Below are 26,967 nucleotides of genomic sequence, written 5' to 3'. Positions count from 1 at the left end.
CCGTTCTCCCTCGCGCCTCCCCCTCGCGCCTCCCCCTCGTGCCTCCCCTTCGTCGCGCGAGCGTGCGTGTTTGCGCAGAACACGCCGCCAAAATTCGACAGTTGGCCGCGCTCAAGGGGCCGCGAGCGTGCGCTCCACACTTACCCGCGAGGTAATTGCTTCGGCGCGCCCAGTGCCGATACTCGACCGATGACCACCACTTCCCCGCCCCGGACAGGTGCCGATGTCATGGCGCAGTTCATCCCGCAGTCCCCGTTCGTCGCCAAACTCGGCATCGTCGCCGAGCGACTCGACGGCGACGAAGTCCGGTTGCGACTGCCGTGGGATGAATCGAACGTGACCGTCGGCGACATGGTGCACGGCGGCGCGATTGCGGCGTTGGCGGACGTCGCGGTGATGGCCGCCGCGTGGTCGCAGGCCGCGGTGCCGGAGTCGCTGCGCGGGGTCACCACGTCGATGTCGATGCAGTTCCTGGCCCCCGCTCGCGCGTGTGATCTGGTGGCGATCGGGCGGGTGCTGCGGCGAGGCAAGACGTTGGTGAACGGCGAGGTCGACGTCATGACCGCCGACGGTGATGCCGTGGCGAAGGCGATCGCGACCTACAAGGTCGGTTAACGGGCGCTCGCGGGCCACGAGCGTGCGCAAAGTGCCGCAATTCCGCGGCGTGTCGTGTGCAGACGCGCCCGCTCGCGGGAAAGGACAAGGAGCTACAGGGTGACTTCCGTGAGGCGGCCTGTCGCGACGTCGAAGATGAAGCCGCGCAACGACTCGTGTTTGGTGACGAACGGGCTCGCCTCGATCCGCCGCAGTGACTGCCGCACGTCCACTTCGAGGTCGATGAACGATTCTGCGGCCCACTCGGGCTTGATGCCGATCTCGTCCTGGATCTGCTGTTTGAAGCCGTCATCTGTGAAGGTCAGCATGCCGCAGTCGGTGTGGTGGATCAGGATGACCTCTTTGGTGCCGAGCAGCCGCTGGCTGATCGCCAGCGAGCGGATCTCGTCGTCGGTGATGACGCCGCCGGCGTTGCGGATGACGTGGGCCTCGCCGTCGCCCAGACCGAGAATCCGGTAGACGTCGAGACGGGCGTCCATGCACGCCACCACCGCGACGTGCTTGCTCGGCGGCAACGGCAGCGGACCGGAGAACGTCTTGGCGTACTCCTCGTTGTTCTTCAGATACTCGTCGGTCACGGACATGGGGTCGACCCTATAACCGCCCACGCCCTGACGGAGCGAAGAAAATCAAGCAGATCAGATAATGGACGAGCGTGCTGCGCCGATCATCTGACGATCGGCTCGAACAGGTCGTAGACCGTTGCGCCGCCGACGTCGATCGGGGTGAAGTTCTGCTGCACCCATGTCGCGATCGCGGAGGCTTCGCCGTGGTTTCGGCGAGGAGGACCGCCGTGGCCGCCGGCGATGAAGTAGTGCACCTCCCGGTGCGCGACATACGCCTGGAACTGCTCGAGCGTCGGCGAGTCGTCCGATCCCGTGAACCCTCCGATCGCCATCACCGACGCGCCGGTCTTCAACTCGAGGCTGCTCGCGGTCATCGACCCGACGGTCGCCGCCGCCCAGCGGGTCGACGCCTCCCTCACGATGTTCTCGAGCGCGGGATTGTCCGCGGCTGCGCCGAACCGGCCGGGGCCGTCGGGGGGCGCGTGCCGGTCGGGCCCGTCCCCGTCGAAACCGCTCACTCCGACGGACGGACCGGCGACGACCATCGGACCACCGTGCGCGTTGGCCACCGTCGCCAACGTGTACGCGGTCGGACCGGCCAGCCCCAACATCGCCGCGGTGACCGCCAACACGGTCGTCGCGCGGCCGAGCCGGTGGGCGCCGACCGCGAGTATCGAAGCCACGACCACCGAACCCACCAACACGACCCAGCGCACCGCCGGCAACCAGTCCGGCGTCCGGTCGAGCAGGATGAACGCCCACACGCCGGTTGCTGCCGACATGATCGCCATCACGACCCGCGGGGCAGGAAAGCGCCTGCCACGCCACAACTCTCGAACCGAGATCCCCAACAGTGCTGCCACGGCCGGCGCCAGCGCGACGGTGTAGTACGGGTGGATGGTGCCGTCCATGAAGCTGAACACCGCGCCGGTCACCAGGACCCAGCCGCCCCACATCAGGAGCGCGGCACGCACACCGGCCGTCCGCGGTGTCCGGCGGGTGAACCACAATCCCGCGACCAGACCGATCAACGCGGCGGGCAACAGCCACGACGCCTGCGTGCCCATCGAGTCGCCGAACATCCGGCCGATACCGGGCTCGCCGCCGAAGAACAGGGGCCGTACACCGCCGGGCCCGCCCGGGCCGGGGCCCATGCCGCCCCCGGGCCCGCCACCGCCGGCGATTCGCTCAATTCCGTTGTAGCCCAATGCCAGCTGTAGCAGGCTGTTGTCGGTGGAGCCGCCGATGTAAGGCCGCGAACCGGCCGGCCACAGTTCGACCAGGGCGATGAACCACCCGGCGGAGTAGACCATCGCGGCCGCACCCGCAGCCAACGAGCCGATGCGCCGCCACATCCCGACGGGGGCGGCGACCAGGAACGCCAGTGCCAGGCCGGGTACGACGAGAAAGGCCTGCAACATCTTCGTCAGGAACGCGAACCCGAGAGCACAACCCGCCAGCATCATCCAGCGGGTGCTCGCCGTCTCGGTCGCCCGCAGCACGCAGTATGCGGCGACCACCATCAGCAGCACCAGCAGCGCGTCGGGATTGTTGAAGCGGAACATCAGCGCCGCGACGGGTGTGAGTGCCAGTGCGGCGCCAGCGATCAGGCCCGCAGCGGGGCCGCTGACGCGACGGACCGCCGCGTAGAGCACCGCAACGGAGCCGACGCCCATCACCGCTTGCGGGAGCAGCATGGTGAACGCGTTGAAGCCGAACAGCCTGCCGGACAACGCCATAACCCACAGGGAGGCCGGCGGTTTGTCGACGGTGATGGCATTGCCGGCATCGTGGGAGCCGAACAGCCACGCCGTGAAGTTCTGTGCGCCGGCTTGCGCCGCCGCCGCGTAATAGTCGTTGGCCCAGCCGTTCGAACCGAGGCCCCACAGATACAGCACCGCGGTCGCCAGCAACAGTGCGGCCAGGGCCGGACGGGTCCAGCGGGCATCGACTCGTTCGTCCTTTGCACCGGGCGCCGACGCCGCAAGCCGAAGTTCGTCTGTGACGATCATGGTGTTATTCCCTTGCTCTGCATGTGATTTCGAGATCTCCGGGGATGGAACACCCAGCCGCGCAACAGCACGAACCGCGCCACGGTGGCCGCCAGGTTGGCCAGCACCAGCACGGTCAGCTCCACCAGGTGATACGGATGGGCGACCAGCAGGTGCAAGACCGCGAGTGAGCCGCTGGTGATTGTGAGGGCGATCGCGAACACGATCAGCCCCTCAACGTGATGCCGCGTCGCGTTGGCGAAACCGCCGATTCCGAAGGTGAACCGGCGGTTCGCGGCGGTGTTGGCCACGGCGGTGGTCAGCAGCGCGATCAGGTTCGCCGCCTGTGCTCCCACCCATCCGTGCATGAGCATGAACAGCGCGACGTAGGCCGCGGTGGAGACGACGCCGACGGCGCCGAAGCGTACGACCTGGCGGAACAGCGAACCGGGAGCCGCGGCCTTCGCCGGTGCCAGCTGTGCGGCGATGTCGTGCACCGGGATCGATCCATTGGCGAATCCGCGCAACAAGCGTCCAATTCCCTTCAGGTCGGCGGAAGCCGTGGCGATGATGTCGACGCGGCTGTCCGGGTCGTCGACCCAGTCGACCGGTACCTCGTGGATGCGCAGGCCGCTCCGTTCGGCCAGCACCAACAGTTCGGTGTCGAAGAACCAGCCGGTGTCGGCGACATGCGGCAGCAGCAGCCGGGCCACGTCGGAGCGGATGGCCTTGAAGCCGCATTGCGCGTCGGAAAACCGGGCCGCGAGCGTCGACTTCAAGATGAGGTTGTAGCAGCGCGAGATGACTTCGCGCTTGGCGCCACGCACGACCCGCGCGCCGTGGCTCAGCCGCGTCCCGATCGCCAGATCCGAATGTCCGGAAATCAGTGGGGCCACCAGCGGTGCGAGCGCGGTGAGATCGGTCGACAGGTCGACGTCCATATAGGCGAGCACCGGCGCGTCGGATTCCGACCACACGGTGTGCAACGCCCGGCCGCGGCCCTTCTGCTCGAGCCGCACCACCCGGACATCGCTCAGCTCGGCGGCCAGTTCGGCCGCCACGCGCGGGGTGTTGTCGCAGCTGGCGTTGTCGGCAATGGTGATCCGGGAGGGGAACGGGAAGTCCTCACGCAGGTGCCGGTGCAGCCGGCGCACCGACTCAGCCACGTCGTCCTGTTCGTTGTACACCGGGACCACGACGTCGAGAACCGGCACGCCTGCCGCGCGGGCCGCCGCCGCAGCGTTGGGCCGGTACTCGAAACGCAGGCGCTCGAGGGCGATGTCTGTCACGACGTCCATGGTCGAGGCGCGTGTTGTGTCCCCGATTGGCCGAACCTGTGTCTGAGCTATGAGTTGCTCCGCCGGGTGAGGTCGTAGATGTCCACGCCGTCGACGGTCATCGGCGAGTAGTGGGTCGTGACGTATTCGGTGATCTCAGCCGATTTCGACTCCCGCTCAACGCGTGGCGACCGAACATCCTGCGCCGCAGCGGAATAGGGCGTTCGCCCACCCGCTCACAGAGATGTTCCAGATCCTGTCTTGGGCCCGCTGTGTGCCGGCTGTGAATCGGGAAGGGTGACCATGAAGCGTGTGTCGCCAGGGGCGCTGTGCACATCGATGGTGCCGCGGTGCGCCCTGACGACGGCCGCGACGATCGCCAGGCCCAGGCCCGTGCTGCCACCGCGGCGCGATCGCGACGAGTCGCCGCGGGCGAACCTCTCGAATATCTCGGGCTGCAACCAGGTTGGGATGCCGGGGCCGTCGTCGGCCACGGTCAACACCACGCTCCCGTCCGACTCGACGCTCAGCGACGTCGTGACGGAGGTGCCGGGCGGAGTGTGGATGCGGGCGTTGGCGAGCAGGTTCCCCAGCACTTGATGCAGCCGCGCTTGGTCACCGACCGCCATCACCGGCTCCTCGGGAAGATCCAACGTCCATTGGTGTTGCGGCCCGGCGATATGTGCGTCGCTGACCGCGTCGACGATCAGGCGCGACAGGTCAACCGGCTGCTGCTCGAGCGGACGGCCGGTGTCGAGACGCGCCAACAGCAGCATGTCCTCGACGAGCTGCGTCATGCGGGCCGTCTCCGATTCCACGCGGTTCATAGCGTGGGCGACGTCGTCGGGTACGTCATCGCGTTTGCGTTGTGCCAGTTCGGTATAGCCGCGGATGGCCGCCAGCGGGGTGCGGAGCTCATGGCTGGCGTCGGCGACGAACTGGCGGATCCGGGTCTCGCTGGCGTGCCTCGCGGACAGCGCGGACGCGATCCGATCGAGCATTCGGTTCAATGCGGAGCCCAGCTGGCCGATCTCGGTGTGCGCGCTCGCCGGATCCACCTTGACGATCGGGGTGGGCAGCTGCACTTCACCGCGTTCCAGTTCGAGGTCGGCCACCTGTCGGGCCGCATCGGAAACCCTTGCCAGCGGCGCGAGTTGACGTCGGATGATCAGTATTCCGGCAGTGGTCGCCCCGACCAGCGCCGTGGCGCCGACCACGCAGAAGATGATGGCGACGGTCAGCAGCGTGTCGTCGACGTCGGACAGCGGCAGGCCGGTCACGATCGCCTCACCGGCGCGATGCACGTGAAGGGCGAGCACCCGGTAACGGCCGAGCCCGTCGACGTCGACGGTCGTCGGCGCGCCGTCGGTGACCTGCGCCAGCTGTTGCGCCGCAGTGGAACTGATCTCGCTTCGTGTGCCGTCGGCGGTGATGACCCCGGCATCGACCGGGGTGCCGTGCAAAACCACCGCGCCCACCGTCCCAGCGGCCTGACCCGGCGCGTTGAGGAAGGCGGGTCCGGGTCCCTGCTCACCGCGGATGATCATGCGGTCACGGAAACCGGGCCGCGCAAAACCGGGAGGCGGGGGTGGACCGAATTCGAACAGGCCCGCCGAACGCCGTCCCGTCTCCAGAAGTCGTTCGTCGAGCTGATTCGTCAGAAAGTGCTGCAGCGCAAGCACCGTGCCCACCCCGACGGCGGCGCACACCAGCGCGAGGAGCACGACCTGGGACGCGAGGAGCCGGGCGCGCAACGACCACGTCCGCGGTGAGCGGATCCGCGTCGACGGCCCGTGTCCGGCTCCGGCCGGCCCGTCAGCGCGCGGGCTTGAGGACATACCCGGCACCACGCAGGGTGTGAATCATCGGCTCTCGCCCGCTGTCGATTTTCTTTCTCAGATACGAGACGTACAACTCGACGATGTTGGACCGGCCTCCGAAGTCGTAACTCCATACGCGGTCGAGGATCTGCGCCTTGCTCAGCACGCGTTTCGGATTGCGCATCATGAACCGGAGCAGCTCGAACTCGGTTGCGGTCAACGTGATCAGCTCACCGCCGCGTGTCACCTCGTGGCTGTCCTCGTCGAGGACCAGGTCACCGACCACGATCTTCGCGCCGTCGGGTCCTGTGGCGACACCGGTGCGCCTCAGCAGCCCGCGCAAGCGCAGGACCACTTCCTCGATGCTGAACGGTTTGGTGACGTAATCGTCGCCGCCTGCGGTCAACCCGGCGATGCGATCCTCCACCGAGTCTTTGGCGGTCAACAGCAACAGCGGTAATCCGGGGATCTGCTCGCGCAGTCTGCGCAGCACGTCCAGGCCGCTCATATCCGGCAGCATCACGTCGAGCACCACGACATCGGGCGGGGTTTCGCGCGCCGAGGCGATCGCCGAAGCCCCGTCGGCGGCGGTCGTGATGTCCCAGCCCTCGTACCGCAAGGCCATCGACATCAGCTCGGCGAGTACCGGCTCGTCGTCGACAACCAGTACGTGTATCGGCGTGCCGTCAGCGCGGCGCATGACGACCCGGCCTGGGTCCTGCTCGCTCACGCCGGGGCTCGCCACGGCTCCATTATCGCGGCCGACATGGTCGGCGGCTGTGTGCTTCCTATGTGCTGGCTGTGAAACGGCGGAATTCGGTTAGCCGGTCGGCGCCGGTTCGGCGGTCACAGGAGGCGTGGCCACCGACGTCGTGGGGGTCTCCGGCGCAGCGGAATCGATGCTCGTCTCGCCGGTCGTGATCTCCGATGTCGTCACCGGTCCTGGGGTCACGGGCGGTTCGTCGTCCTGAGCGGCCGTGGTGGACGCGACCGAGAAGGCGCCCATGGCGAGCAGGGCGCTGGTCCCGGCTGCTGCCGAGAGAAGCTTGAGCTGTTTCGTGTTCACTTTCGACCTCTTCGTTGGTCCCGTGGGGCGCGCTCGCTGTCGCGGCCCGTCTAGCAGCGCAAACAGGATTCGACGTCGAACCCTTGGGTGCTGGATAACCGAACGGGAGGCCGGCGAAACGGGCCGGTCACACGGCCCCACGTGCTGGGCGGCCGCTCACCTCTTCACGGCAAACGGCGCAGGGCCCTTGATGGTCGGCTCCGCCCTGCCCACGCCGGGCGCCTCGGACGGTGTGGTCTGAGTGTCCGTTGCGCCGACGGTCATCCTCGGAATCGCGATCGAAGTCGGGCCGGACGGTTTGTCGACCGCCGTGCCGAGCGCTGTCAACGCGACGATCGCGCCGCCGCCGAGAACCGCAGCGATAGCTTTGAAGTGAATTGTTCGTCGCTTCCCGTCACGTCCCACTCGAGTCACTCCATTCGTGGTTGCCCAGTCGCCCCGTCGGCGCGGCCACCGGAAACTCAGTTGCGCATTCACTGAACAGGGCGTTTCTGCGAGCGTGCTGGACCCTGAGTGCGTGTTCGCCAAATCGCGCAGCTTGCCGCGCTCCACGGCCACGTCACGGCGATCGGGGCAGTCATCTCCTAACCTGAGCGCATGCAGCCGACCGACGGACTCTCCGCATGACGCGGTTCTTGGCGCGCCGACTGCTCAATTACGTCGTGTTGCTGGCGCTGGCGTCGTTCCTCGTCTTCCTGCTTGCGTCGTGGCAGTTCGATCCCCTCGACAGCCTGGAGAGCCGCAACCCGCGCCCGCCCCAGAGCGTCATCGACGCCAAACGCGTCGAACTCAATCTCGACAAGCCGGTGCTCGAGCAGTACGCCCACTGGGTGTCGGGCGCCGTCCGCGGCGACTTCGGTATGACGATCGGCGGGCAGCCGGTGACCGACGAGCTGTGGCGACGGGTGGGTGTCAGCCTTCGTCTGCTGGTGATCGGCTCGGTCGTCGGAACCGTGATCGGCGTGGCCGCCGGGGCGTGGGGCGCCATCAGGCAGTACCGGCTCAGCGACCGCGTCGTGACGGTGCTGTCCCTTCTGGTGATCAGCACGCCGACGTTCGTTCTCGCCAACCTCTTCATCCTGGCCGCGCTGGGCGTGAACAACGTGCTCGGCGTGCGGATCTTCGAATACACCGGCGAGACTTCGCCCTTCCCCATCGAGGGGGCGTGGAACCAGTTCGTCGACCGGTTACAACACCTCGTGCTGCCCAGCATGACGCTCGCCATCTCCTCGATCGCGATCTACAGCCGCTACCAACGCAACGCGATGCTCGATGTCCTCGGTCAGGACTTCATCCGCACCGCGCGGGCCAAGGGCCTGACCCGGCGACGCGCGCTCGTCAGGCACGGGCTGCGCACCGCGCTGATCCCGATGGCGACGCTGTTCGCCTACAGCGTCGCGGGATTGGTGACCGGTGCGGTGTTCATCGAGAAGATATTCGGTTGGTACGGCATTGGGGAATGGATCGTCACCGGCATCGGCAACCAGGACATCAACATCGTCGCGGCGATCACCGTGCTGTCCGGCGCGATGATCCTGTTTGCCGGCTTGCTCTCCGACGTGGTCTACGCGGCGCTCGACCCGAGGGTGCGGGCGTCATGACCGAACCCACCACCACACAAAAATCGACCGCCGCGCAGTCCGGCGTCTCGGACGGCTTCGCATCGCGACGGTCGCTGGTGTTCCGCCGGTTCCTGCGCAACAAGCCGGCCGTCATCTCCCTGGTGCTGTTGGTGGTCATGTTCGTCGGGTGCTACGCGTTGCCGCCGCTGTTGCCCTACAGCTACAACGATCTCGACTACTTCGCGCTGCAGCAGCCGCCCAGCCTCGAGCACTGGTTCGGCACCAACGCGCTGGGACAGGATCTCTTCGCCCAGACGCTGCGCGGGATGCAGAAGTCGATGCTGATCGGTGTCTGCGTCGCGTTCATCTCGACGATCATCGCGGCGACTGTGGGCACGATCTCGGGGTACTTCGCCGACTGGCGAGACCCCGCCCTGATGTGGCTGGTCGACCTGATGCTGGTGGTGCCGAGCTTCCTGTTGATCTCCATCGTGGTGCAGCGCACCAAGGGTGACATCATCTGGATGATCGTGCTGCTGTCGTTGTTCAGCTGGATGATCAGCTCCCGGATCGTCCGCGGCATGACGATGAGCCTTCGCGACCGCGAATTCGTCGCGGCCGCACGCTATATGGGTGTCAGTAACTGGCGGATCATCGTCCGCCACATCCTGCCCAACGTCGCGTCGATCATCATCATCGACACGGCGCTCAACGTCGGTGTGGCAGTGCTGGCGGAAACAGGCTTGAGCTTCTTGGGTTTCGGCATCCAGCCGCCCGATGTGTCGCTCGGCACGCTGATCGCCGACGGCACGAAGTCGGCGACGACTTTCCCCTGGCTGTTCCTGTTCCCCGGCGGTGTACTGGTGCTGATCATCCTGTGCGCCAACCTCGTCGGCGACGGTTTGCGCGACGCGCTCGATCCGGGTGCCCGTCAGCTGCGGAGGCGCAAGCGATGAGCCTGCTCGAGGTCCGCGACCTCACCGTCGAGTTCCCCACGGACTCGGCACCGGTGAAAGCGGTGCGGGGCATGAACTTCGACGTCGGCCAGGGCGAGGTCGTGGCGCTGGTCGGCGAATCCGGGGCGGGTAAATCGGCCAGCGCGATGGCCGTCGTCGGCCTACTCCCCGAGTACGCCGAGGTGTCCGGTTCCATCCGGTTGCACGGCGACCAGTTGATCGGGCTGTCGGATCAGCGGATGTCGGCGATCCGCGGGAAGGCTATCGGCACCGTGTTCCAGGACCCGATGTCGGCGCTCACCCCCGTCTACACCGTCGGTGACCAGATCGCCGAGGCGATCGGGATTCACCAGCGCGGCATCGGCCGACAAGCCGCCAGGAAGCGCGCGGTCGAACTGCTCGAACTGGTCGGCATCGCCCAGCCCGACCAACGTGCCAAATCGTTCCCGCACGAATTGTCCGGCGGGGAACGCCAGCGGGTCGTGATCGCCATCGCCATCGCCAACGATCCCGACCTGATCATCTGCGACGAGCCGACGACCGCTCTGGACGTCACGGTGCAGGCGCAGATCCTCGAAGTGCTGAAGACCGCCCGCGACGTGACCGGCGCCGGCGTTCTGATCATCACCCACGACCTCGGGGTGGTCGCCGAATTCGCCGACCGCGCCCTGGTGATGTACGCGGGGCGTGCGGTCGAAGTCGCTGACGTCGATCAGCTGTATCGCGACCGGCGGATGCCTTACACGGTCGGGCTGCTGGGCTCGGTGCCGCGCCTCGACGCCGCACAAGGCGCGCGCCTGATCCCCATCCCGGGGGCACCGCCGTCGATGGCCGCGCTGCCGCCCGGGTGCCCGTTCGCCCCGCGCTGTCCGCTTGCGATCGACGACTGCCGCGCCGCCGAGCCCGAGCTGCTGCCGATGGACTCCGGGCCGGGCCATTTCGCCGCGTGTATCCGCACCGAACACGTCGTCGGCCGCAGCGCCGCCGAGATCTACGGCGTGTCGACGGCCCCGTCCGGCACACCGTCTTCGGCCGAGCCGCCGATGGTGCTGCGCGTCGACGATCTGGTCAAGACCTACAAACTGACCAAGGGTGTGGTGTTTCGCCGCCAGGTCGGTGAGGTGCGCGCCGTCGACGGCATCAGCTTCGCACTGCACCAGGGCCGCACGCTGGGCATCGTCGGAGAGTCCGGGTCGGGCAAGTCGACAACCCTGCACCAGATCCTGGCGCTGACCGCCCCGGAACGCGGTTCCATCGAGGTGCTCGGCAAGGATGTGGCCTCACTCGACCGGCGCGGCCGTCGTGAGCTGCGAGGGGACCTGCAGGTGGTGTTCCAGGACCCGGTCGCCTCCCTGGACCCGCGGCTGCCCGTGTTCGAAGTGCTCGCCGAACCGTTGCAGGCCAACGGTTTCGACAAGCGCCAACGCGACGACCGGATCGGCGAGCTGCTCGGCATCGTCGGGTTGCAACGTGAAGACGCCACCCGCTATCCGGCAGAATTCTCCGGCGGGCAGAAGCAGCGCATCGGCATCGCGCGCGCGCTCGCGCTACAGCCGAAGATCCTGGCACTCGACGAGCCGGTGTCGGCCCTGGACGTCTCGATCCAGGCCGGCATCATCAACCTGCTGTTGGATCTGCAGCAGCGGTTCGGGCTGTCCTATCTGTTCGTCTCCCACGACCTCTCGGTGGTGCGGCACCTGGCCCACCGGGTGGCGGTGATGTACAAGGGCACCGTGGTCGAACAGGGCGACGGTGACCAGGTGTTCACCGACCCACAAAACGACTACACCCGGCGGTTGCTGGCCGCGGTGCCGCGACCGCAGGTGAATCGCCGCTAAAGTCGGACCGCATGAGGATGCGACGCATTGCTGCGGCTTCCATGATCGCCGCGCTGACCCTTACCGCGTGCTCGGGAGGTTCCGAGGAAGCCCCCTCCGCCGGCGGCGAGGCGACGGTGGGAAACACCAACGACATCAACCCGCAGGACGTCGCCGACCTGCAGCAGGGCGGCAACCTGCGGCTGTCGATCAACGAGTTCCCGCCGAACTTCAACCCGCTGCACATCGACGGCAACACCGGTGACAACAACTCGCTGATGAAGCCGGCGATGCCGCGCGCGTTCCGGATCGGCCCCGACGGCTCGGCCACCGTTAACACCGACTACTTCACCGATGTGGAGCTGACCAGCACCAACCCGCAGGTCGTCACGTACACGATCAACCCGGAAGCGGTGTGGAGCGACGGCGCGCCGATCACCTGGGAGGACATCCAGTCTCAGATCAACGCCACCAGCGGAAATGACGACCGGTTCGCGATCGCCGCGACCAACGGCAGCGACCGGGTCGAGAAGGTCGAGCGGGGCGTCGACGACCGCCAGGCCGTCATCACGTTCGCCGAGCCGTGGTCCGACTGGCGTGGGATGTTCGCAGGGACCAGCATGCTGGTGCCCAAGAGTTCGACGGAGAACCCGGAGGTCTTCAACAAGGGTCAGCTCAACGGCCCCGGCCCGTCGGCGGGACCGTTCATCGTCTCCAACCTCGACCGTGGCGCCAAACGAATCACGTTGACCCGCAACCCCAAATGGTGGGGTGAGCAGCCGCTGCTGGACAGCATCACCTTCCTGGTCCTCGACGACGCCGCACGCATCCCCGCGCTGCAGAACAACACGATCGACGCCACCGGTCTGGCGACGCTCGACGAGATGGAGATCGCACGACGCACGCAGGGGGTGACCATCCGGCGGGCGCCCGGCCTGGCCTGGTATCACTTCACGTTCAACGGCTCTCCCGGTTCGATCCTGGCCGACCCCGCGCTGCGGCGCGCGATCGCCAAGGGAATCGACCGCAAGACCATCGCCGAAGTCACCCAGCGAGGGCTCGCCGACAACCCCGCACCGCTGAACAACCACATCTTCGTCGCGGGCCAGGAGGGCTACCAGGACAACAGCGGCGCGATCGCCTTCGACCCGGAGAAAGCCAAGCAGGAACTCGACGCGTTGGGTTGGCGGCAGGTCGGCCAGTTCCGCGAGAAGGACGGGCGCCAACTCGTGATCCGCGATGTGCTGTTCGACTCCCTAAGCACCCGGCAGTACGGGCAGATCGCGCAGAACAACCTCGCCCAAATCGGCGTGAAATTGGAGCTGGACGTCCGCCCGGCGGCCGGCTTCTTCACCGACTACGTCACCGTCGGCAATTTCGATATCGCCCAATTCTCCTGGAGCGGTGATGCTTTCCCGCTCGCGAGCCTGACGCAGATCTACCGGACCGGGGCCGAAAGCAACTTCGGACAGATCGGCAGCCCGGAGATCGACGCCAAGATCGAACAGACCGTCGGCGAACTGGATCCCGCCAAAGCCCGTGTGCTGGCCAACGAGCTGGACAAGATGCTGTTCGAAGAGGTGTTCAGCCTGCCGCTGACCCAGTCGCCGGGAAACATCGCGACGCGAAGCAATCTGGCGAACTTCGGTGCGTTCGGCCTGGCCGATGCCGACTACACGAAGATCGGCTTCATGAAGCCCTAGCGCAGCCGCGGCCGCAATCGCTGCGGGTCGATCGCCGCTCCCGCTTCGAGATCCTCGATGAGACTCTCGGCATAGACGACAAGCCCGGGGACGTCGACGTCGTGGGCGCCCGAGGCGTCGGCCAGACCAGCGCGTGCGCGGCCCAACACCCCCAGCGCTCCCTTGGTGTTTCCGCGTTGGATGTGGGTGATGCCGACCGCGAGTTGGGCCAGGCTCTGCCAGAGTGTGCGTTCGGCGTCCGGGCCGTTCTTCCACGCCGCCTCCAACACCTCGTGCGCGTGGAACGCCATGCCGTCGTCGATGAGCTCCTGAGCGTAGGCGAGGGTCTCGGTCGGCGGCAGGTCGAGGTCGTCGGGGATGCGCTCGACACCCTCGCTGCCGTGGGGCAGCGGCCGCCCCAGAGCATCGCGGGGCCGGGTGTTGCGGGGACGCCCGGCGTCGTCGCGGTCGCGCTCGGCCATGGCACCATCTTGACACTCGCGGCTATCAGGCGCGCAGAAGCTCGGCGGCCTTCTCCCCGATGAGCACGCTGGGCGCGTGGGTGTGCCCGCGGATGATCGCCGGCATCACCGACGCGTCGGCGACTCGCAGCCCTTCGACGCCGCGGACGCGCAGGTTCGGGTCGACCACGCTAGCGTCGTCGCGGCCCATGCGGCACGTGCCGACGGGGTGGTACAGCGTGTGCGAGAACGTGGCGAGCGCGCGTTCGAGCGTCGCTTCATCGAGGGCAGCCGAGTCGAGGGGCCGCGCGATCTTGCCGATGACGCCCTCGAGCGCGGGCGCCTGGGAGATGGTGGCGCAGATGCGCAGGCCGGCCATCACCGCCGCACGGTCGGCGCCGTCGGGATCGGTGAGATAGCGCGGGTCGATGATCGGTTTTTCCGCCGGGTCGCCCGAACGCAGTTCGATGGTGCCGCTGCTGGCCGGCTTGAGCAGGATCGTCCCCAGGACGACGGCGTGCGTGTCGTAGGGGTCGCCGATGCCCTCCTCGAAGAACGGGGCTGGGGCGAAGATCAGCTCGAGATCGGGCAGCGCGAGGTCGGGGCGGCTGCGGACGAAGCCGTAGGCCTCCCCGACGTTCGAGGTGAGCATCCCGCGGCGTCGCAGCAGGTAGTTGAGCAGCTGAAGCGGCTTCTCGGCGGTGAAAAGGCTGTCGTTGGGAACGTCGAAGCCGAGTGCCGCGATGAAGTGGTCGAGAAGATTGGCTCCAACGTCCGGAGCATGGACCAGCGTCTGGATGCCGTGCTCGGCCAACCGATCGCCGTCGCCGATGCCCGACAGCATCAACAGCTGCGGGCTGTTGATGGCGCCGCCGCACAACACCACCTCGCGCCGGGCCTTGATGATGCGGCGGGTGCCGTTCTGGTCGATCTCGACGCCGACGGCGCGCCGGCCCTCGAACACCACCCTGGTCGCCAGCGCCTCCGTTTCGAGCGTGAGGTTTTTCCGCTTGAGGGCGGGCTTGAGGTAGGCGTCGGCGGCGCTCCACCGGGCACCGCGGCGCTGGGTGACCAGCGTCTCGCAGAAGCCTTCTGGCGCCGCCTGGTTCGGCTTCTCGATGCGGTAGCCGCACTCTTCGGCAGCGGTAAGCCATTTGGCGGTGGCGCTGCGCGGGCTGCGCTGCTTGCTGATCGAGAGCGGACCCGCTTCGATGCGGCGCAGGTACGGCTCGAGGTGCGCGTAGTCCCACTGCTCGCCGGCTGCCTGGCCCCATTCGTCGTAGTCGGCGGCGAATCCACGTACCCACATCATCGCGTTCATCGACGATGACCCGCCGACCATCTTGCCTCGGGGCCAGTAGATTTGGCGGCCGTCGAGCTCCTTCTGCGGTTCGGTCAGATAGTCCCAGTCCATCGGGCTGCGGAACAACTTGACGAAGCCCGCGGGAATGCGGATGAACTTGTCCTTGTCATGTGGGCCCGCTTCCAGCGCGACGACCCGGACGGACGGATCGTCGCTGAGCCGGGCGGCCACCACCGACCCTGCCGAGCCGGTTCCCACGACGATGTAGTCGGCTTCCATCCGCCGGAGTCTAGGCTTTCCGGGACGGACAAACGCGCACGTGGAGGAAACCCGACCGGAGATCGGCGCCACCGACCGCCGGTCCGTACCCCGATGCGGCTATGCCGTGAGCGCGATGTGCTGGGCTCCGTCGACGGCCGCGTACCGCTGCGGGCTGCACGTCAGCACGATGACCTGCCCGTCGCCGCCCACCGCGTTGAACACCGCACCCATCTTGACCAGGCGGTCGGGATCGGTGAATCCGAGCGCGTCGTCGATGACCACCGGCACGCTGTCCTCCTTGGCCACCAGCGCCGCGCTGGCCAGTCGCGCCACGATGCCGAGTTGCTCCTTGGCCCCACCGGACAGCGAGTCGTATGGCACGGTGCGGCCCGACAGCGTACGGGTGCAGATCCGCAGCGCACTGTCGACTTCGACCTCGAAGCTGTCCCCGAACACCATGCGGCCCAACCGCTCCACTTCGCCGCGGAACGGCTCGACGTAACGCAGCCGGGTGGAGTCGCGGTGCCGAGCAATCACCGACCGCAACAGCTCGGCGGCCCGCGCGCGGCGCTGCACTCTTTCGTATTCGGCGAGGGCGTGCTCCCGCTCCGTCTCCGCCTCGTCGAGCTTGCCCTTGCGGCCTTCGGTGCCGTACACGGTCAACCGCGTGCTGACCTCCCGCAACTCCTCAGCCATCTGCTCGTGTTCGGCCGACAGGGCGTCGGCCCGGCGCGTCGCCTCCTGAAGAGCCGCGGCCACGGCGTCGGGCTCGGCGCGGGCCAGCTCCTTGCTCAATTCCTCGACCAGCGCCGTGGCCCGCAGCGCTTCGTCGGCATGCGCCTGAGCCCGCATCGCCAGCTCGTCGTCACCGACAGTGGCGCGCTGCCCCTCCAACCGCTCCCGGGCAAACGCGAGCTCGGACTGCGCACCGACCAACTTCTCGTGCTGCACGGTCGACCGGGTGTTGCACTCCCCCAACCGCTTAGCGGCCTCCTCGGCGACCTTGCGCTGCTTTTCGCAATCGGCGATCGCCTGCTTCTGCGCGGCGCTCGCCGCGTCGAGCTCGGCGCGGGCTGCGTCTGCGTCGATCTCGGACAGTTCGGCCACCTCCGGCTGACGCGCCTTGAGGTCAGCAAGCCGCGCCCTGAGCCGGTCGGCCGGCCCGTCGCCCGTCAGCGCCTCGACCCTCGCGCCCAGCCGGTCCCGGGCGGTGATCAACTGCTGTCGCCGCTGATCGAGGGCGCGTGCCTCGGCGACGTCGTCGACGCCGCACGCCGTCAGCGCCGACGCCAGCACATCTTGTGCGGCATCGAGTTTGGCTTGCGTCTGCGAGGCGGGCGTGCCGGGCACCAGCCGAGCGGTCAGCAGGTCCGGCACCTCGATGGCGGTCTCGGCGCTGACGCTGGCCGTCCACGCCTCGCCCGCGCCGAGGGCGATCGTCTGGCCTCCGACGCGGACCTCGACGTCGGCCGTCGCGATCAACTCGATGTGCGCCGAGGCCAGCTCGACCTGTGCCGCCACGGCGTCGACAGACGCTTTGGCGGATTCGATTGCCCGCATTCTCTCACCGGTGACCCGAACCTCGGCGAGTTCGTTCTGCACACGGTCGAGTTCATGCTGAGCGGTCTCGATCTTCGACAATTGCGCGGTGATGCGATCCGCCTCGTCGCGGTCGGCAAGGCGTTGAACGGCGCTTCGCGCCGCTTCGACGCGAGCCTGAGTGTCCGCCAAGGCTTTCCGTGCCTGCTCGGCAGCGACCTCGGCGAGCTCGGCCACCTCGGCGGCCGTCGACTGGTTCTCGCCGGCCTGGGCCGCCGCGGTCTCGAGGTCAGCCATCGCGGTGGTCCGCTGCTCGATGTCGGCACGCAGGCGGCGCCGCTCCTCGACCGCGGTACGCGACGTGTCGTGGTTGGCCTGCGCCGCCGCGAGAACCAGCTCGGCTTCCTTGAGCTGTCCCGTCAGCGTCGCCACCTCGTCGGCGGCGTTCTGCACAATGGCGACCTGCTTCGCCGCGTCGCTGCGCTGTGCGGTCAGCCGGGCCAGTTCATCGGTGAGCGTGGCGTGCCTGCGGACAGCGTCGTCAACCTGCGCGACGGCGGCCGCCGCGTCGGCCAACACCTCCTCGGCCGTTCGCAATCGATCGGTGGCAGCGGCCCATTCACCCGTGGGCCTGCCGGTGCGGGTGAAGTAACGCAGGTATTCGTCTTCGACGCGGTCGACCAGCAGCGGTTCGGCACCCGAAAGTTGCACGGCATCACCGGCAGCCACGTCGAGCGCGCGTGACAGCGCGTCACATCCGGACAGGTCCACCGCCGCCGTCGACCCAGACTGCAGCACCCGCTGGGCCTGCCACAGGCACGTGTCGACGGTTTCGTCGAGCATGGTCCGAACGCGGTCGTGCGCCTCGTCGCCGGTGAGCTGTTCGCGGCGCGGCTCCACAATCGTCAGCTCGGTCTCAAAGCGTTTGTGAAAGCGCTTGCGGTACACGAAACGATATGGGCCGGTCGAGATCTCGGCCTCGACCTCGGCACCGACGTCGGCATGCGTCGGCTTGACCTCTTTGACCTCTTTTTTCGCGGACCGGTCCTTGGCCTCGATCAGTAGGTCCAGCGCCTCGATCATCGACGACTTGCCGATCTCGTTCGCCCCGCTGACGATCACCACGCCGTGGTCGGGAAATTCGATCTCCCGGCGGGTGATACCTCGGTAGTTGGTGAGGACCAGACGGTGCAGTTTCACGCCACACCTCGATCCGACAGCCGCAGCAGCAACGCCAGGGCCGCTCGGGCGTCGTCGGCCGCGTCGCCGTCCGACCGTGCGGTCGCGACCAGTTCGTCGACGGCCGATGCGGCGAAACCGCCGATGCCGAGGTCGTCAAACTCGCCGTCGGCAGGAACGACCGCGATGTCGCTCTGCTTGTCGTCCACCCTCAACGCGGCGAAGAGACGGGCGTACTTGTCCAGGCAGGTGTCGAGGGCGGCCTTGTCGGTGACCGTCAAGGATCCGGTCAACGCGAGCCGGACCACGGTGCGTTCCTTGTCCGGCAACAGATCCAGGTTGATGTCCAGGTCCGCGACGTCGCGGTCGCTGTCCACTCCGCGGCGCAGCGTGACGAACCGCCAGCGGCCCACCTTCCGCGGTTCGACGGTCACCGGACGGGCCGGGTCGTCCTCGTCGATGTCGACGATCAGCACATGCCCCGAGTCCAACTCGATGTCGTCGTAGTTGGTGACCTCCGGCGACCCGGAATACCAGATCCGCCCGGTGGACCCGACCCGCATCCGGGAGTGCTTGTCGCCCAGAGCCACATAGTGCACGGCACCCCGGTTGACGGCCGCCTCCAGCGACGCCAGCCGGATGAGCGACGGCCGGTCCTTGTCGGGCACGAAGATGTCCACACCGCCGTGGCCGACGACGACCCGCGTCACCCCGTCGGCGGAAAGACCCTCGAGCACGCCCGCGACGGGGTCCGACGACGGCGTTTTCGAGGTCCACGGCGCCGCGACCAGTTCGAGGCCGGGCCGCACCTCGTGCACACCGGCGCGGTCGAGGACCGACACGTTGTCGGGGCACTCGGCGACGAACAGCGGGCTGGTGTAGACCGACGAGGCGTCGAGCGGGTCGTGGTTGCCCGGCAGCAGGTAGACGGGAACGCCGACAGTGCGCATGGCCTCGAGCGAGAGGCTGACGTCGCGCGGCGCGAGCTGGTTGTGCTCGAAGACGTCGCCGGCGACGACGACGAACTCCGCACCGCTGTCTGCGGCCACCCGTCCCAGCTCGGCCACCGCGTCGCGGCGCGCTGCCGAATAACGGGGCTGCGCCTCACCATTGAGGAAGTATCGCGTCATGCCGAGTTGCCAGTCGGCGGTGTGCACGAATCGCATCTCAGCGCCCCCTTCCCCTCGTGTGTTTGCCGGGCACCGCGAGTGTAGGGCGGCACGCCGACAAGTCCCGGGAGGTGCAGCGGCATGCCTTACCGTTAGTCCGGTGACCGACCGGTACCGCACGCTGCTGTTGCTCCGGCACGCCAAGTCGGACTACCCGCCGGGGGTCGGCGACCACGACCGTCCGCTGGCGCCGAGGGGCGTGCGCGAGGCCGGGTTGGCCGGCGACTGGCTGCGCGCCCACGCGCCCGCCGTCGACGCCGTGTTGTGTTCCACCGCGACCCGCACCCGCGAGACGCTCGCACGCACCCGCATCGCCGCGCCCGTCGAGTACCGCGATCGTCTCTACGACGCGACTCCGGGCACGGTGATCGACGAGATCAACCGAGTCCGGACACACTTCGACTTCGAGGTCGGCACCCTGCTGGTGATCGGTCACGAACCGGCGATGTCGGGTGTCGCGCTCGGCCTGGCCACCGTGGACGGCAGCAACATCGGTGCGGCCGAACAGATCTCGCTGAAATTCCCGACGTCGTCCATCGCGGTGTTGCGCACCGGCGAACCGTGGGACCGGCTCGCCCTCGACGGCGCCGCGCTGGTCACCTTCCACGTGGCGCGCTAGCCGGCGAAGCTACGCGCGGGTGGCGAGCGTCAACTCCATCAGCTTGATCGCCATTGCGCACGCGTCCATCCCCGGCGACTGCGGGTTGATCCACCAGCCGACCACCCCGGCCGCGTCGCTGGCCACACCGCATGCCCCGTTCGGATCATTCGGCCGCATCACGATGGACTGGATCCCAGCGACCCTGCGGTCTTCGATCCGATAGTCCAGCCGCTGGGCCACCTCGCGCTCGTGGTCCAGATCGCCCTGTTCGAACCAGAACCTGGTGATGTCGATGAGGCCACCCGGGTTGGCCGCCTGCCAGCGGCACACCGCACCGACGAACGTGCTCTGGATGTCGAGGGGGTCGGCGCCCACGGTCTCGGCGAGGATGTCTTCTGTCAGCACCTCGCACTCCTTGAGCAGGTTCGGGTACTGGCGCTCGGAGTCTTCGTTGCGCGGTCCGCCACCCGTCCCCGATTTGGCCGCCGTGCCTTCGACCGTCTGGGTGCAACCGGTGAGCACGGACAACGAAGCGAGCACGGCGACCATGCCCGCGATCAGCCGACGAGCGGGCGCGGTTCTCATTCGGAGTTCACAATCGATTGGCGGGTCAGTTCCTTGGCCACCTCGCACGGATCCGGGAACGGCTTCGCGCCGTAGCTGATCGACCACTCGATGAAGTCGTCGTCGAACTGGATGCCGATCTCGCAGAGGTTGACGCCGTTGATCGGGTCCTCGCTGTACCCGATGAACCCGTCGTGGCCTTCGATGCTGATGTCTTCGACCGCTGTGCGCGACAGTTCCATGGTCTTGCGTTCACGCCCGATTGGGCTGCCGCGGAACCAGGTGAACGAGAAATGCGGGCCCAGGATGCTGCCACCGGCCAGCCACTGGCATCCGACCGAGGTCTTGGCGGTGTTGATCAGCCCGGGAATCCGGGTCTGCTTGATGACCTCCTGGTCGCTGATACCGCCGCATTGGGGGAAGAACGGGCCGTGCGAGACGTTCTCCGTGGGAGCTGTGGTGTCCTCGGGCACTTGCGGGCCTGCGGGTTCGGAATCCGAGCATGCGGACAGCGGAATGACCACGGCGGCCGCGAGGGCCAGGCAGCGGGTCACGCGCGTGCTGTGAGTCACGCCATGCACTGTAGCGGCAGCTCTGGAGGTCAACCACCGACATGCCGGTTGACCTGCCCATATATCGGATGTGCGACAGTAACGGGATGTTATGGGCGCTGCTGCGACAGTACGCGCGGCCATATCGGGCGCTGCTCGCCACCGTCGCCACGCTGCAATTGGTCAGCACGCTCGCCTCGCTGTACCTGCCGACGGTCAACGCCGCGATCATCGACGACGGCGTCGCGGTCGGGAACCTGCGCCGGATCGTCGAACTCGGCGGTGTGATGCTGGCGGTCACCGCGCTGCAGGTGGTGTGCGCGGTGGGAGCGGTGTACTTCGGCTCGCGGGCGGGCATGGGCGTCGGCCGCGATCTGCGCGCGGCGATGTTCAACCACGTGACCGGGTTCTCCGCCGAGGACACTGCCCGCTTCGGGGCGCCGTCGCTGCTCACCCGCACCACCAACGACGTGCAGCAGATCCAACTGCTGGTGCAGCTGACCTGCACCATGCTGGTCACCGCGCCGATCATGTCGATCGGCGGAATCTTCATGGCGCTGCATCAGGACGCCGGGCTGTCCTGGTTGCTGTTGGTGAGCGTGCCGATCCTGGCCCTGGCCAACTACTGGATCGTGCGTCACCTGCTTCCGATCTTCCGCCGCATGCAGCGAATGGTCGACGACATCAACCGGGTGATGCGCGACCAACTCACCGGCCTGCGGGTGATCCGCGCATTCGCCCGAGAACCGTTCGAACGCAACCGGTTCGCCGAAGCCAACCACGCGCTGGCCGACACCGCGCTCGAAGCCGGCCGGTGGCAGGCTCTGATGCTGCCCACCACGACACTGGTGATCAACGTCTCGAGCGTCGCGTTGATCTGGTTCGGTGGCCTGCGGATCGACGCCGGGCAGATGCAGGTGGGTTCGCTCATCGCGTTCCTGGCCTATTTCATGCAGATACTGATGGCGGTCCTGCTGGCCACGTTCATTCTCGTCATCATCCCGCGCGCGTCGGTGTGTGCCGAGCGGATCTCCGAGGTGCTGTCGGTCGCACCGCACATCGTCAGCCCCGAAGACCCGGTGCGGCCGTCGAGGATCCGGGGCGAGATCCGGTTGGAGGCCGCGACATTCAGCTATCCCGGCGCTGAACGACCTGTACTGCAAGATATCTCGCTGACGGCACGCTCGGGTACGACGACGGCGGTGGTCGGCTCCACCGGGTCGGGCAAGTCGACGCTGGTGTCGCTGATCTGCCGGATGTACGACGCGACGAGCGGTTCGGTGTATCTCGACGGCGTCGACGTACGCGACTACGACCCCGAGCAGCTGTGGTCGGTGCTCGGCCTGGTGCCGCAGCGCGGATACCTGTTCTCGGGCACCGTCGCCGACAATCTGCGGTACGGCAAATCGGATGCCACCGACGAGGAGATGTGGGCCGCCCTACGGGTGGCCGCGGCCGATGACTTCGTGCGCGCCCACCCCGACGGCCTGGGCATGAAGGTCGCGCAGGGCGGGGCTAATTTCTCGGGCGGGCAGCGTCAGCGGCTGGCCATCGCCCGGGCGGTGATCCGCCGACCCGTCGTGTATCTGTTCGACGACGCGTTCTCCGCACTCGACGTGCATACCGACGCCCGCGTGCGTTCGGCGCTGCGCGAGGCGTCGGCAGAAGCGACGGTCATCGTTGTCGCCCAGCGCATCTCCACCGTCATCGAGGCAGACCAGATCGTGGTGATCGACGACGGCCGGATCGTCGGCATCGGCACTCACGAAACCCTGCTAAGGGACTGCCCGCAGTACGCCGAGTTCGCCGACTCCCAGTCACTTGCCATCGTCGGGGACACCCAGTGACCGGGCCGATGGGCCGGCCGATCCGCGGCGTGATGCAGGCCCCGACCCAACGCTCGCGCGATTTCAAGGGTTCGGCGATCCGCCTGGTCAAGCGGCTGACACCGCAACGCGGCCTGACCGCGTGCGTCATACTCCTGGGCGTCGCGGGCATCGCGATCAGCGTCATCGGCCCGCGAATACTGGGGCACGCCACCGATCTTCTGTTCAACGGCGTCGTCGGCCGTGGGCTGCCCGCGGGGATGACCAAGGAGCAGGCCATCGACGCCGCCCGCGCCCGTGGTGACAGCACGTTCGCCGATCTGCTGTCGGGGATGAACGTCGTCCCAGGACAAGGTGTCGACTTCGAGGCCGTCGGGCGGACCCTGCTGCTCGCGTTGGGGTTATATCTCGTCGCCGCGCTGATGGTGTGGTTGCAGGCCCTGCTCCTCAACGTCGCGGTGCAGCGCACCATGGCCACGCTGCGCTCCGACGTCGAGGACAAGCTGCATCGAATGCCGCTGTCGTATTTCGACTCTCGTCAACGCGGCGAGGTACTCAGCAGGGTGACCAACGACGTCGACAACATCCAGGGCTCATTGTCGATGACCATCAGCCAGCTGTTGACGTCCGTGCTGACGGTGTTCTCGGTGCTGGTGATGATGTTGACCATCTCACCGCTTCTGACGCTGCTGACGGTGGTGACGGTGCCGCTGTCGCTGTGGGCGACCCGGGCCATCGCGCGCCGGTCGCAGCGACTGTTCGTCGCGCAGTGGGCGAACACCGGCAGGCTCAACGCCCACATCGAGGAGACCTACAGCGGCTTCACGATCGTCAAGACCTTCGGTCACCGGGCCGCGGCGCAGGAGCGGTTCCGCGAGTGCAACGACGACGTGTATCACGCCGCCTTCGGCGCCCAGTTCTTCTCCGGTCTCGTCGGGCCGGCCACCACGTTCATCGGCAACCTGAGCTATGTCGCGGTCGCCGTGGTCGGCGGGTTGCAGGTGGCCACGGGCCAGATCACGCTGGGCAGTATCCAGGCGTTCATTCAGTACGTCCGCCAGTTCAACCAGCCGCTGACGCAGGTCGCGGGCATGTACAACACGATGCAGTCCGGTGTGGCCAGTGCGGAGCGGGTTTTCGACCTGCTCGACGCGGAAGAGGAAGCGCCCGATCCCGCGAACCGGCTGCCGGTCGTAAAGCCGGGAACGGGCGGGCAGGCCGGTCGGGTGGAGTTCGAGGACGTCACGTTCGGCTACCACCCCGACACCCCGGTGATCCGAAACCTGTCGCTGATCGCCGAACCCGGCAGCACGGTGGCGATCGTCGGGCCGACGGGCGCGGGTAAGACGACGCTGGTGAACCTGCTGATGCGGTTCTACGACGTCGACTCCGGCCGGATCCTGGTTGACGGCGTGGACATCTCGACGGTCAGCAGGGACTCGCTGCGGTCCTGCATCGGGATGGTGCTCCAGGACACCTGGCTGTTCGCGGGCACCATCTTCGAGAACATCGCCTACGGCAGACCCGATGCCTCCGAGGACGAGGTGATCGCGGCGGCCAAGGCGGCATACGTCGACCGGTTCGTCCACATGCTTCCCAACGGCTATCAGACCCACGTCAGCGACGACGGCGCCTCGATCAGCGCCGGCGAAAAACAGCTCATCACGATCGCGCGCGCGGTGCTGGCCCAGCCCAGCCTGCTGATCCTCGACGAGGCGACCAGCTCGGTGGACACCCGCACCGAGCTGCTGATCCAGCAGGCGATGGCCGAGTTGCGCCGCGACCGAACGAGTTTCATCATCGCCCACCGGCTGTCGACCATCCGGGACGCCGACCGCATCGTGGTGATGGATGCGGGCGAGATCGTCGAACGCGGCACCCATACCGAGTTGGTCGCTAAGCATGGCGCTTATTGGTCCATGACGCAGGCCTAAGCGTCGTACGCTCAAGGCGATGAGCGAAACGGTCTACACGTTCTGCCGGATCTGTCTGGCCTCCTGCGGGCTCGAGGTGACAGTCGAGGACAACCGCGTCACCAAGATCGCCGCCGACAAACAGAATCCGCACAGCTGGCGGGACTTCTGCGCCAAGGGCCGCACCGCACACAGGCTCGTCGAGCATCCGCGCCGGATCCTCAACCCCATGCGCCGCGTCGGCGATTCCTACGTCGAGACCACCTGGGACGAGGCCATCGCCGACATCGCCGCCAGGATGAACGCCGCGATCGAGGCGGGTGGACCCGACGCGGTCGGCGTCTACTACGGCAATCCTGCGGGTTTCTCCTCGTCCAACGTCATCTTCATGAACGGCTGGCTGGACGCGCTCGGGACCCAGAACCGCTACGCCGTGGGCTCGGTCGACCAGAACGCGATGCACGTCGTCGCGGAGGCGATGTACGGCTCGATGCTGATGGTGCCCGTGTCCGACGTCGACAACTGCGACTACTTCCTGCTGGTCGGCACGAACCCCGCTGTGAGCGCGTGGAATTGGCTCGAGACGGTGCCCGGTGGGTGGCGACGTGCGCTAGCACGTCAACAACAGGGCGCGACGATCGTGGTGGTCGACCCGCTGCGCACCGAATCCGCCGAGAAGGCCGACGTGCACCTCGCGGTGCGTCCGGGGCAGGACTGGGCGCTGCTGCTGGCGATGGTGAAGGTCATCCTCGATGAGCGTCTCGAACATCGGCAGGACTGCGCGGAACTGGCCACCGGAGTCGGCGATCTGCGTGCGCTGGCCGCCGACGTCGACCTCGACGAACTGGCCGCGCGCTGCGACGTCCCCCGCGACCAGATCGAGCGGGTTGCCCGCGACTTCGCCGCAGCGCGCGGGGCCATGGTGGTGACCCGCACCGGGGTGTCGTTGCACATGGCGGGCACCGTCGCCGAGTGGCTCGGGCATGTGCTCAACGTGATCACCGGCCGGATGGACCGCCCCGGCGGACGCCGCTTCGAACCCGGCTACGTCGACGCGATCCGGATGTCGGCGATGGTGAAGGCCAAGCCGCACTACAGTCGGCTGCTGGGCCGCGAAATGGTCGCGGGCGCACACGCACTCAGCGAGTTGCCCGACGAGATCACCACGCCGGGCCACGGTCAGATTCGCGCGCTGCTGATCAACTGCGGCAACCCCGTGATCTCCGGCCCTGACGGCGACAAGCTGGACCGTGCCCTGGCCGATCTGGACCTGTTGGTCGCGATCGACTTCGTCCAGCGGGAGAGCCACCGCCATGCACACTGGCTGCTGCCCGCGGCCCACTGGCTCGAGCGCAACGACCTGCTCGCGTTCACCAGCAACATGCACGACGAGCCCTATCTGCAGTACGGCGCCAAGGTCGTCGAGCCACCGCCGGGAGTCCGGCAGGAGTGGCGCATCTTCACCGACCTCGCGATCGCGATGGGCAGACCGCTGTTCGGCGCCAAGGGCCTCAACGGATTCATCAAGGCAACGCGCGCCGCGGCGCGTGTGACGCGCAGGCCGGCCCTGGAGTTCGGACCACATTGGATCGACCGCCTGGTCGTGGCGACCTCACGAAAGATCAACGGTCGCAGGATCAAATGGCGAGACGTCATATCGCACCCGCACGGCTGGGTGTTGGGTCCCCGCGAGTTCGGGCATTTCCGCGACGCGTTGAGAACCGACGACAAGAAGGTGCACGCGGCACCACCCGAGTTCGTCGCGCGGGCCCGCGAACTGCTCGCCGATCCGCTTCCGGCGGCACCCGTCGGCTATCCGTTCCAGTTGGCCAACCGCAGGCACCGGCACTCGATGAACTCGTGGCTCAACGACTTACCCGGACTTCATCCCGCTGGTAAGGGCAACGACGTGATCATTCATCCGAAGGACGCGGCCGATCTCGGGGTGGGCGACGGCGACCTGGTCAGGGTCTTCTCACCGGTCGGCGAGGTCGAGTTGACGGCGGTGGTGAACGACCGTCCGCGTCAAGGGGTGATCATCATCGACCACGGTTGGGGCTCACGGGTTTTCGACCCGCGCGGGCAAGACGCGCCGGTCTCCTACGGTGCGAACCGCAACCTGTTGGTCGAAGGCGCTCCGGTGGACCCGCTGTCCCAGACGGCGGCGTTGAGTTCGCAATACGTTGGCGTGGAGCTGATTTCGTCGGGCGACGATCAAGCGGCGAGGCACGAGCCGCGTTGAGGAGGC

General features: G+C 67.5%; 21 protein-coding genes. 9 read left to right on the top strand and 12 right to left on the bottom strand.

Annotated elements, in window-relative coordinates:
- Positions 1 to 189 precede the first annotated feature (189 nt).
- On the top strand, positions 190 to 615 hold the full coding sequence (locus CEX87_RS21680; RefSeq protein ID WP_064418712.1) for a PaaI family thioesterase: 426 nt from the start codon (positions 190 to 192) through the stop codon (positions 613 to 615).
- Between the two features lie 92 nt (positions 616 to 707).
- On the opposite strand, the gene CEX87_RS21675 is transcribed toward CEX87_RS21680, so the two are convergent.
- The 6 genes from CEX87_RS21675 to CEX87_RS21650 all read right to left on the bottom strand — a co-directional run bounded on the left by CEX87_RS21675 (position 708) and on the right by CEX87_RS21650 (position 7,335).
- The gene (locus tag CEX87_RS21675; RefSeq protein WP_064418711.1) at positions 708 to 1,199 is read right to left on the bottom strand and encodes a beta-class carbonic anhydrase; all 492 of its coding nucleotides are present in this window, start codon (positions 1,197 to 1,199) and stop codon (positions 708 to 710) included.
- 83 nt (positions 1,200 to 1,282) lie between these two features.
- The gene (locus tag CEX87_RS21670; RefSeq protein WP_094289073.1) at positions 1,283 to 3,193 is read right to left on the bottom strand and encodes an ArnT family glycosyltransferase; all 1,911 of its coding nucleotides are present in this window, start codon (positions 3,191 to 3,193) and stop codon (positions 1,283 to 1,285) included.
- Positions 3,190 to 4,470, bottom strand: coding sequence for a bifunctional glycosyltransferase family 2/GtrA family protein (locus CEX87_RS21665; protein ID WP_064425767.1), 1,281 nt, complete (start codon positions 4,468 to 4,470; stop codon positions 3,190 to 3,192). Before CEX87_RS21665 ends, CEX87_RS21670 begins: the two co-directional genes overlap by 4 nt.
- A 215-nt stretch (positions 4,471 to 4,685) precedes the next feature.
- Positions 4,686 to 6,287: a sensor histidine kinase gene (locus CEX87_RS21660; RefSeq protein WP_064418754.1), complete on the bottom strand. Its 1,602-nt coding sequence runs from the start codon at positions 6,285 to 6,287 to the stop codon at positions 4,686 to 4,688.
- A complete protein-coding gene (locus CEX87_RS21655; protein WP_064418753.1) occupies positions 6,265 to 6,969 on the bottom strand; it encodes a response regulator transcription factor in 705 nt (234 codons plus the stop codon). Before CEX87_RS21655 ends, CEX87_RS21660 begins: the two co-directional genes overlap by 23 nt.
- 120 nt (positions 6,970 to 7,089) lie before the next feature.
- Entirely contained in the window at positions 7,090 to 7,335 is a 246-nt protein-coding gene (locus CEX87_RS21650) for a hypothetical protein (protein ID WP_064418708.1), read from the bottom strand.
- Positions 7,336 to 7,958: 623 nt separating this feature from the next.
- On the opposite strand from CEX87_RS21650, the gene CEX87_RS21640 reads away from it, so the two are divergent.
- The 4 genes from CEX87_RS21640 to CEX87_RS21625 are packed head-to-tail and all read left to right on the top strand — an operon-like array spanning position 7,959 to position 13,373.
- Complete coding sequence (locus CEX87_RS21640) at positions 7,959 to 8,936, top strand: ABC transporter permease (protein ID WP_064427505.1); 978 nt, start codon at positions 7,959 to 7,961, stop codon at positions 8,934 to 8,936.
- Complete coding sequence (locus tag CEX87_RS21635) at positions 8,933 to 9,853, top strand: ABC transporter permease (protein WP_064425771.1); 921 nt, start codon at positions 8,933 to 8,935, stop codon at positions 9,851 to 9,853. The genes CEX87_RS21640 and CEX87_RS21635 overlap by 4 nt, the downstream gene beginning before the upstream one ends.
- Positions 9,850 to 11,691, top strand: a complete 1,842-nt coding sequence (locus CEX87_RS21630; protein ID WP_064427504.1) for a dipeptide ABC transporter ATP-binding protein — start codon at positions 9,850 to 9,852, stop codon at positions 11,689 to 11,691. Before CEX87_RS21635 ends, CEX87_RS21630 begins: the two co-directional genes overlap by 4 nt.
- Positions 11,692 to 11,702: 11 nt before the next feature.
- Positions 11,703 to 13,373 carry an ABC transporter family substrate-binding protein gene (locus CEX87_RS21625; protein WP_094289071.1) on the top strand — a complete coding sequence of 557 codons (1,671 nt, stop codon included), beginning with the start codon at positions 11,703 to 11,705 and terminating at the stop codon, positions 13,371 to 13,373.
- Here the strand turns inward: CEX87_RS21625 and CEX87_RS21620 are convergent.
- The 4 genes from CEX87_RS21620 to CEX87_RS21605 form a co-directional block, all read right to left on the bottom strand.
- The gene (locus CEX87_RS21620; protein WP_064427503.1) at positions 13,370 to 13,834 is read right to left on the bottom strand and encodes a DUF309 domain-containing protein; all 465 of its coding nucleotides are present in this window, start codon (positions 13,832 to 13,834) and stop codon (positions 13,370 to 13,372) included. The two genes, CEX87_RS21625 and CEX87_RS21620, sit on opposite strands and share 4 nt — an antisense overlap.
- Before the next feature lie 25 nt (positions 13,835 to 13,859).
- The gene (locus CEX87_RS21615; RefSeq protein WP_094289069.1) at positions 13,860 to 15,395 is read right to left on the bottom strand and encodes a GMC family oxidoreductase; all 1,536 of its coding nucleotides are present in this window, start codon (positions 15,393 to 15,395) and stop codon (positions 13,860 to 13,862) included.
- A 99-nt stretch (positions 15,396 to 15,494) separates the two neighbouring features.
- Positions 15,495 to 18,116, bottom strand: coding sequence for an AAA family ATPase (locus CEX87_RS21610; RefSeq protein WP_094289067.1), 2,622 nt, complete (start codon positions 18,114 to 18,116; stop codon positions 15,495 to 15,497).
- Positions 18,113 to 19,261: a metallophosphoesterase family protein gene (locus CEX87_RS21605; RefSeq protein ID WP_064418851.1), complete on the bottom strand. Its 1,149-nt coding sequence runs from the start codon at positions 19,259 to 19,261 to the stop codon at positions 18,113 to 18,115. Before CEX87_RS21605 ends, CEX87_RS21610 begins: the two co-directional genes overlap by 4 nt.
- A gap of 103 nt (positions 19,262 to 19,364) precedes the next feature.
- Between CEX87_RS21605 and CEX87_RS21600 the strand changes: the two genes are divergently transcribed.
- Positions 19,365 to 19,883: a SixA phosphatase family protein gene (locus tag CEX87_RS21600; protein WP_064418850.1), complete on the top strand. Its 519-nt coding sequence runs from the start codon at positions 19,365 to 19,367 to the stop codon at positions 19,881 to 19,883.
- A gap of 9 nt (positions 19,884 to 19,892) precedes the next feature.
- Here CEX87_RS21600 and CEX87_RS21595 read toward each other — a convergent pair whose 3' ends face one another.
- Positions 19,893 to 20,450 (bottom strand): DUF3558 domain-containing protein, encoded by a 558-nt coding sequence (locus CEX87_RS21595; RefSeq protein ID WP_064396324.1) that lies wholly within the window; start codon positions 20,448 to 20,450, stop codon positions 19,893 to 19,895.
- The gene (locus CEX87_RS21590; RefSeq protein ID WP_064396322.1) at positions 20,447 to 21,010 is read right to left on the bottom strand and encodes a DUF3558 domain-containing protein; all 564 of its coding nucleotides are present in this window, start codon (positions 21,008 to 21,010) and stop codon (positions 20,447 to 20,449) included. Before CEX87_RS21590 ends, CEX87_RS21595 begins: the two co-directional genes overlap by 4 nt.
- Positions 21,011 to 21,087: 77 nt before the next feature.
- On the opposite strand from CEX87_RS21590, the gene CEX87_RS21585 reads away from it, so the two are divergent.
- Genes CEX87_RS21585 through CEX87_RS21575 form a run of 3 tightly spaced genes read left to right on the top strand, consistent with a single transcriptional unit; the run spans position 21,088 to position 26,961 of the window.
- Positions 21,088 to 22,827, top strand: a complete 1,740-nt coding sequence (locus CEX87_RS21585; RefSeq protein ID WP_064427500.1) for an ABC transporter ATP-binding protein — start codon at positions 21,088 to 21,090, stop codon at positions 22,825 to 22,827.
- Positions 22,828 to 22,835: 8 nt separating this feature from the next.
- A complete protein-coding gene (locus CEX87_RS21580; protein ID WP_094289075.1) occupies positions 22,836 to 24,740 on the top strand; it encodes an ABC transporter ATP-binding protein in 1,905 nt (634 codons plus the stop codon).
- Between the two features lie 19 nt (positions 24,741 to 24,759).
- On the top strand, positions 24,760 to 26,961 hold the full coding sequence (locus CEX87_RS21575; RefSeq protein WP_066808063.1) for a molybdopterin-containing oxidoreductase family protein: 2,202 nt from the start codon (positions 24,760 to 24,762) through the stop codon (positions 26,959 to 26,961).
- Positions 26,962 to 26,967 lie beyond the last annotated feature (6 nt).

This window comes from Mycobacterium lehmannii (assembly GCF_002245535.1).
GTDB classification, from domain to species: Bacteria; Actinomycetota; Actinomycetes; order Mycobacteriales; family Mycobacteriaceae; genus Mycobacterium; species Mycobacterium lehmannii.
This window is presented reverse-complemented; position numbering and strand designations above follow the sequence as displayed.

Bases quoted from the DNA above. Each gene is read 5' to 3' on its own strand.
- CEX87_RS21670 (WP_094289073.1), bottom strand. From the start codon at position 3,193: ATGATCGTCACAGACGAACTTCGGCTTGCGGCGTCGGCGCCCGGTGCA.
- CEX87_RS21625 (WP_094289071.1), top strand. From the start codon at position 11,703: ATGAGGATGCGACGCATTGCTGCGGCTTCCATGATCGCCGCGCTGACC.
- CEX87_RS21680 (WP_064418712.1), top strand. From the start codon at position 190: ATGACCACCACTTCCCCGCCCCGGACAGGTGCCGATGTCATGGCGCAG.
- CEX87_RS21595 (WP_064396324.1), bottom strand. From the start codon at position 20,450: ATGAGAACCGCGCCCGCTCGTCGGCTGATCGCGGGCATGGTCGCCGTG.
- CEX87_RS21605 (WP_064418851.1), bottom strand. From the start codon at position 19,261: ATGCGATTCGTGCACACCGCCGACTGGCAACTCGGCATGACGCGATAC.
- CEX87_RS21640 (WP_064427505.1), top strand. From the start codon at position 7,959: ATGACGCGGTTCTTGGCGCGCCGACTGCTCAATTACGTCGTGTTGCTG.
- CEX87_RS21675 (WP_064418711.1), bottom strand. From the start codon at position 1,199: ATGTCCGTGACCGACGAGTATCTGAAGAACAACGAGGAGTACGCCAAG.
- CEX87_RS21635 (WP_064425771.1), top strand. From the start codon at position 8,933: ATGACCGAACCCACCACCACACAAAAATCGACCGCCGCGCAGTCCGGC.
- CEX87_RS21615 (WP_094289069.1), bottom strand. From the start codon at position 15,395: ATGGAAGCCGACTACATCGTCGTGGGAACCGGCTCGGCAGGGTCGGTG.
- CEX87_RS21575 (WP_066808063.1), top strand. From the start codon at position 24,760: ATGAGCGAAACGGTCTACACGTTCTGCCGGATCTGTCTGGCCTCCTGC.
- CEX87_RS21665 (WP_064425767.1), bottom strand. From the start codon at position 4,470: ATGGACGTCGTGACAGACATCGCCCTCGAGCGCCTGCGTTTCGAGTAC.
- CEX87_RS21660 (WP_064418754.1), bottom strand. From the start codon at position 6,287: ATGTCCTCAAGCCCGCGCGCTGACGGGCCGGCCGGAGCCGGACACGGG.
- CEX87_RS21620 (WP_064427503.1), bottom strand. From the start codon at position 13,834: ATGGCCGAGCGCGACCGCGACGACGCCGGGCGTCCCCGCAACACCCGG.
- CEX87_RS21630 (WP_064427504.1), top strand. From the start codon at position 9,850: ATGAGCCTGCTCGAGGTCCGCGACCTCACCGTCGAGTTCCCCACGGAC.
- CEX87_RS21585 (WP_064427500.1), top strand. From the start codon at position 21,088: ATGTTATGGGCGCTGCTGCGACAGTACGCGCGGCCATATCGGGCGCTG.
- CEX87_RS21580 (WP_094289075.1), top strand. From the start codon at position 22,836: ATGGGCCGGCCGATCCGCGGCGTGATGCAGGCCCCGACCCAACGCTCG.
- CEX87_RS21655 (WP_064418753.1), bottom strand. From the start codon at position 6,969: ATGCGCCGCGCTGACGGCACGCCGATACACGTACTGGTTGTCGACGAC.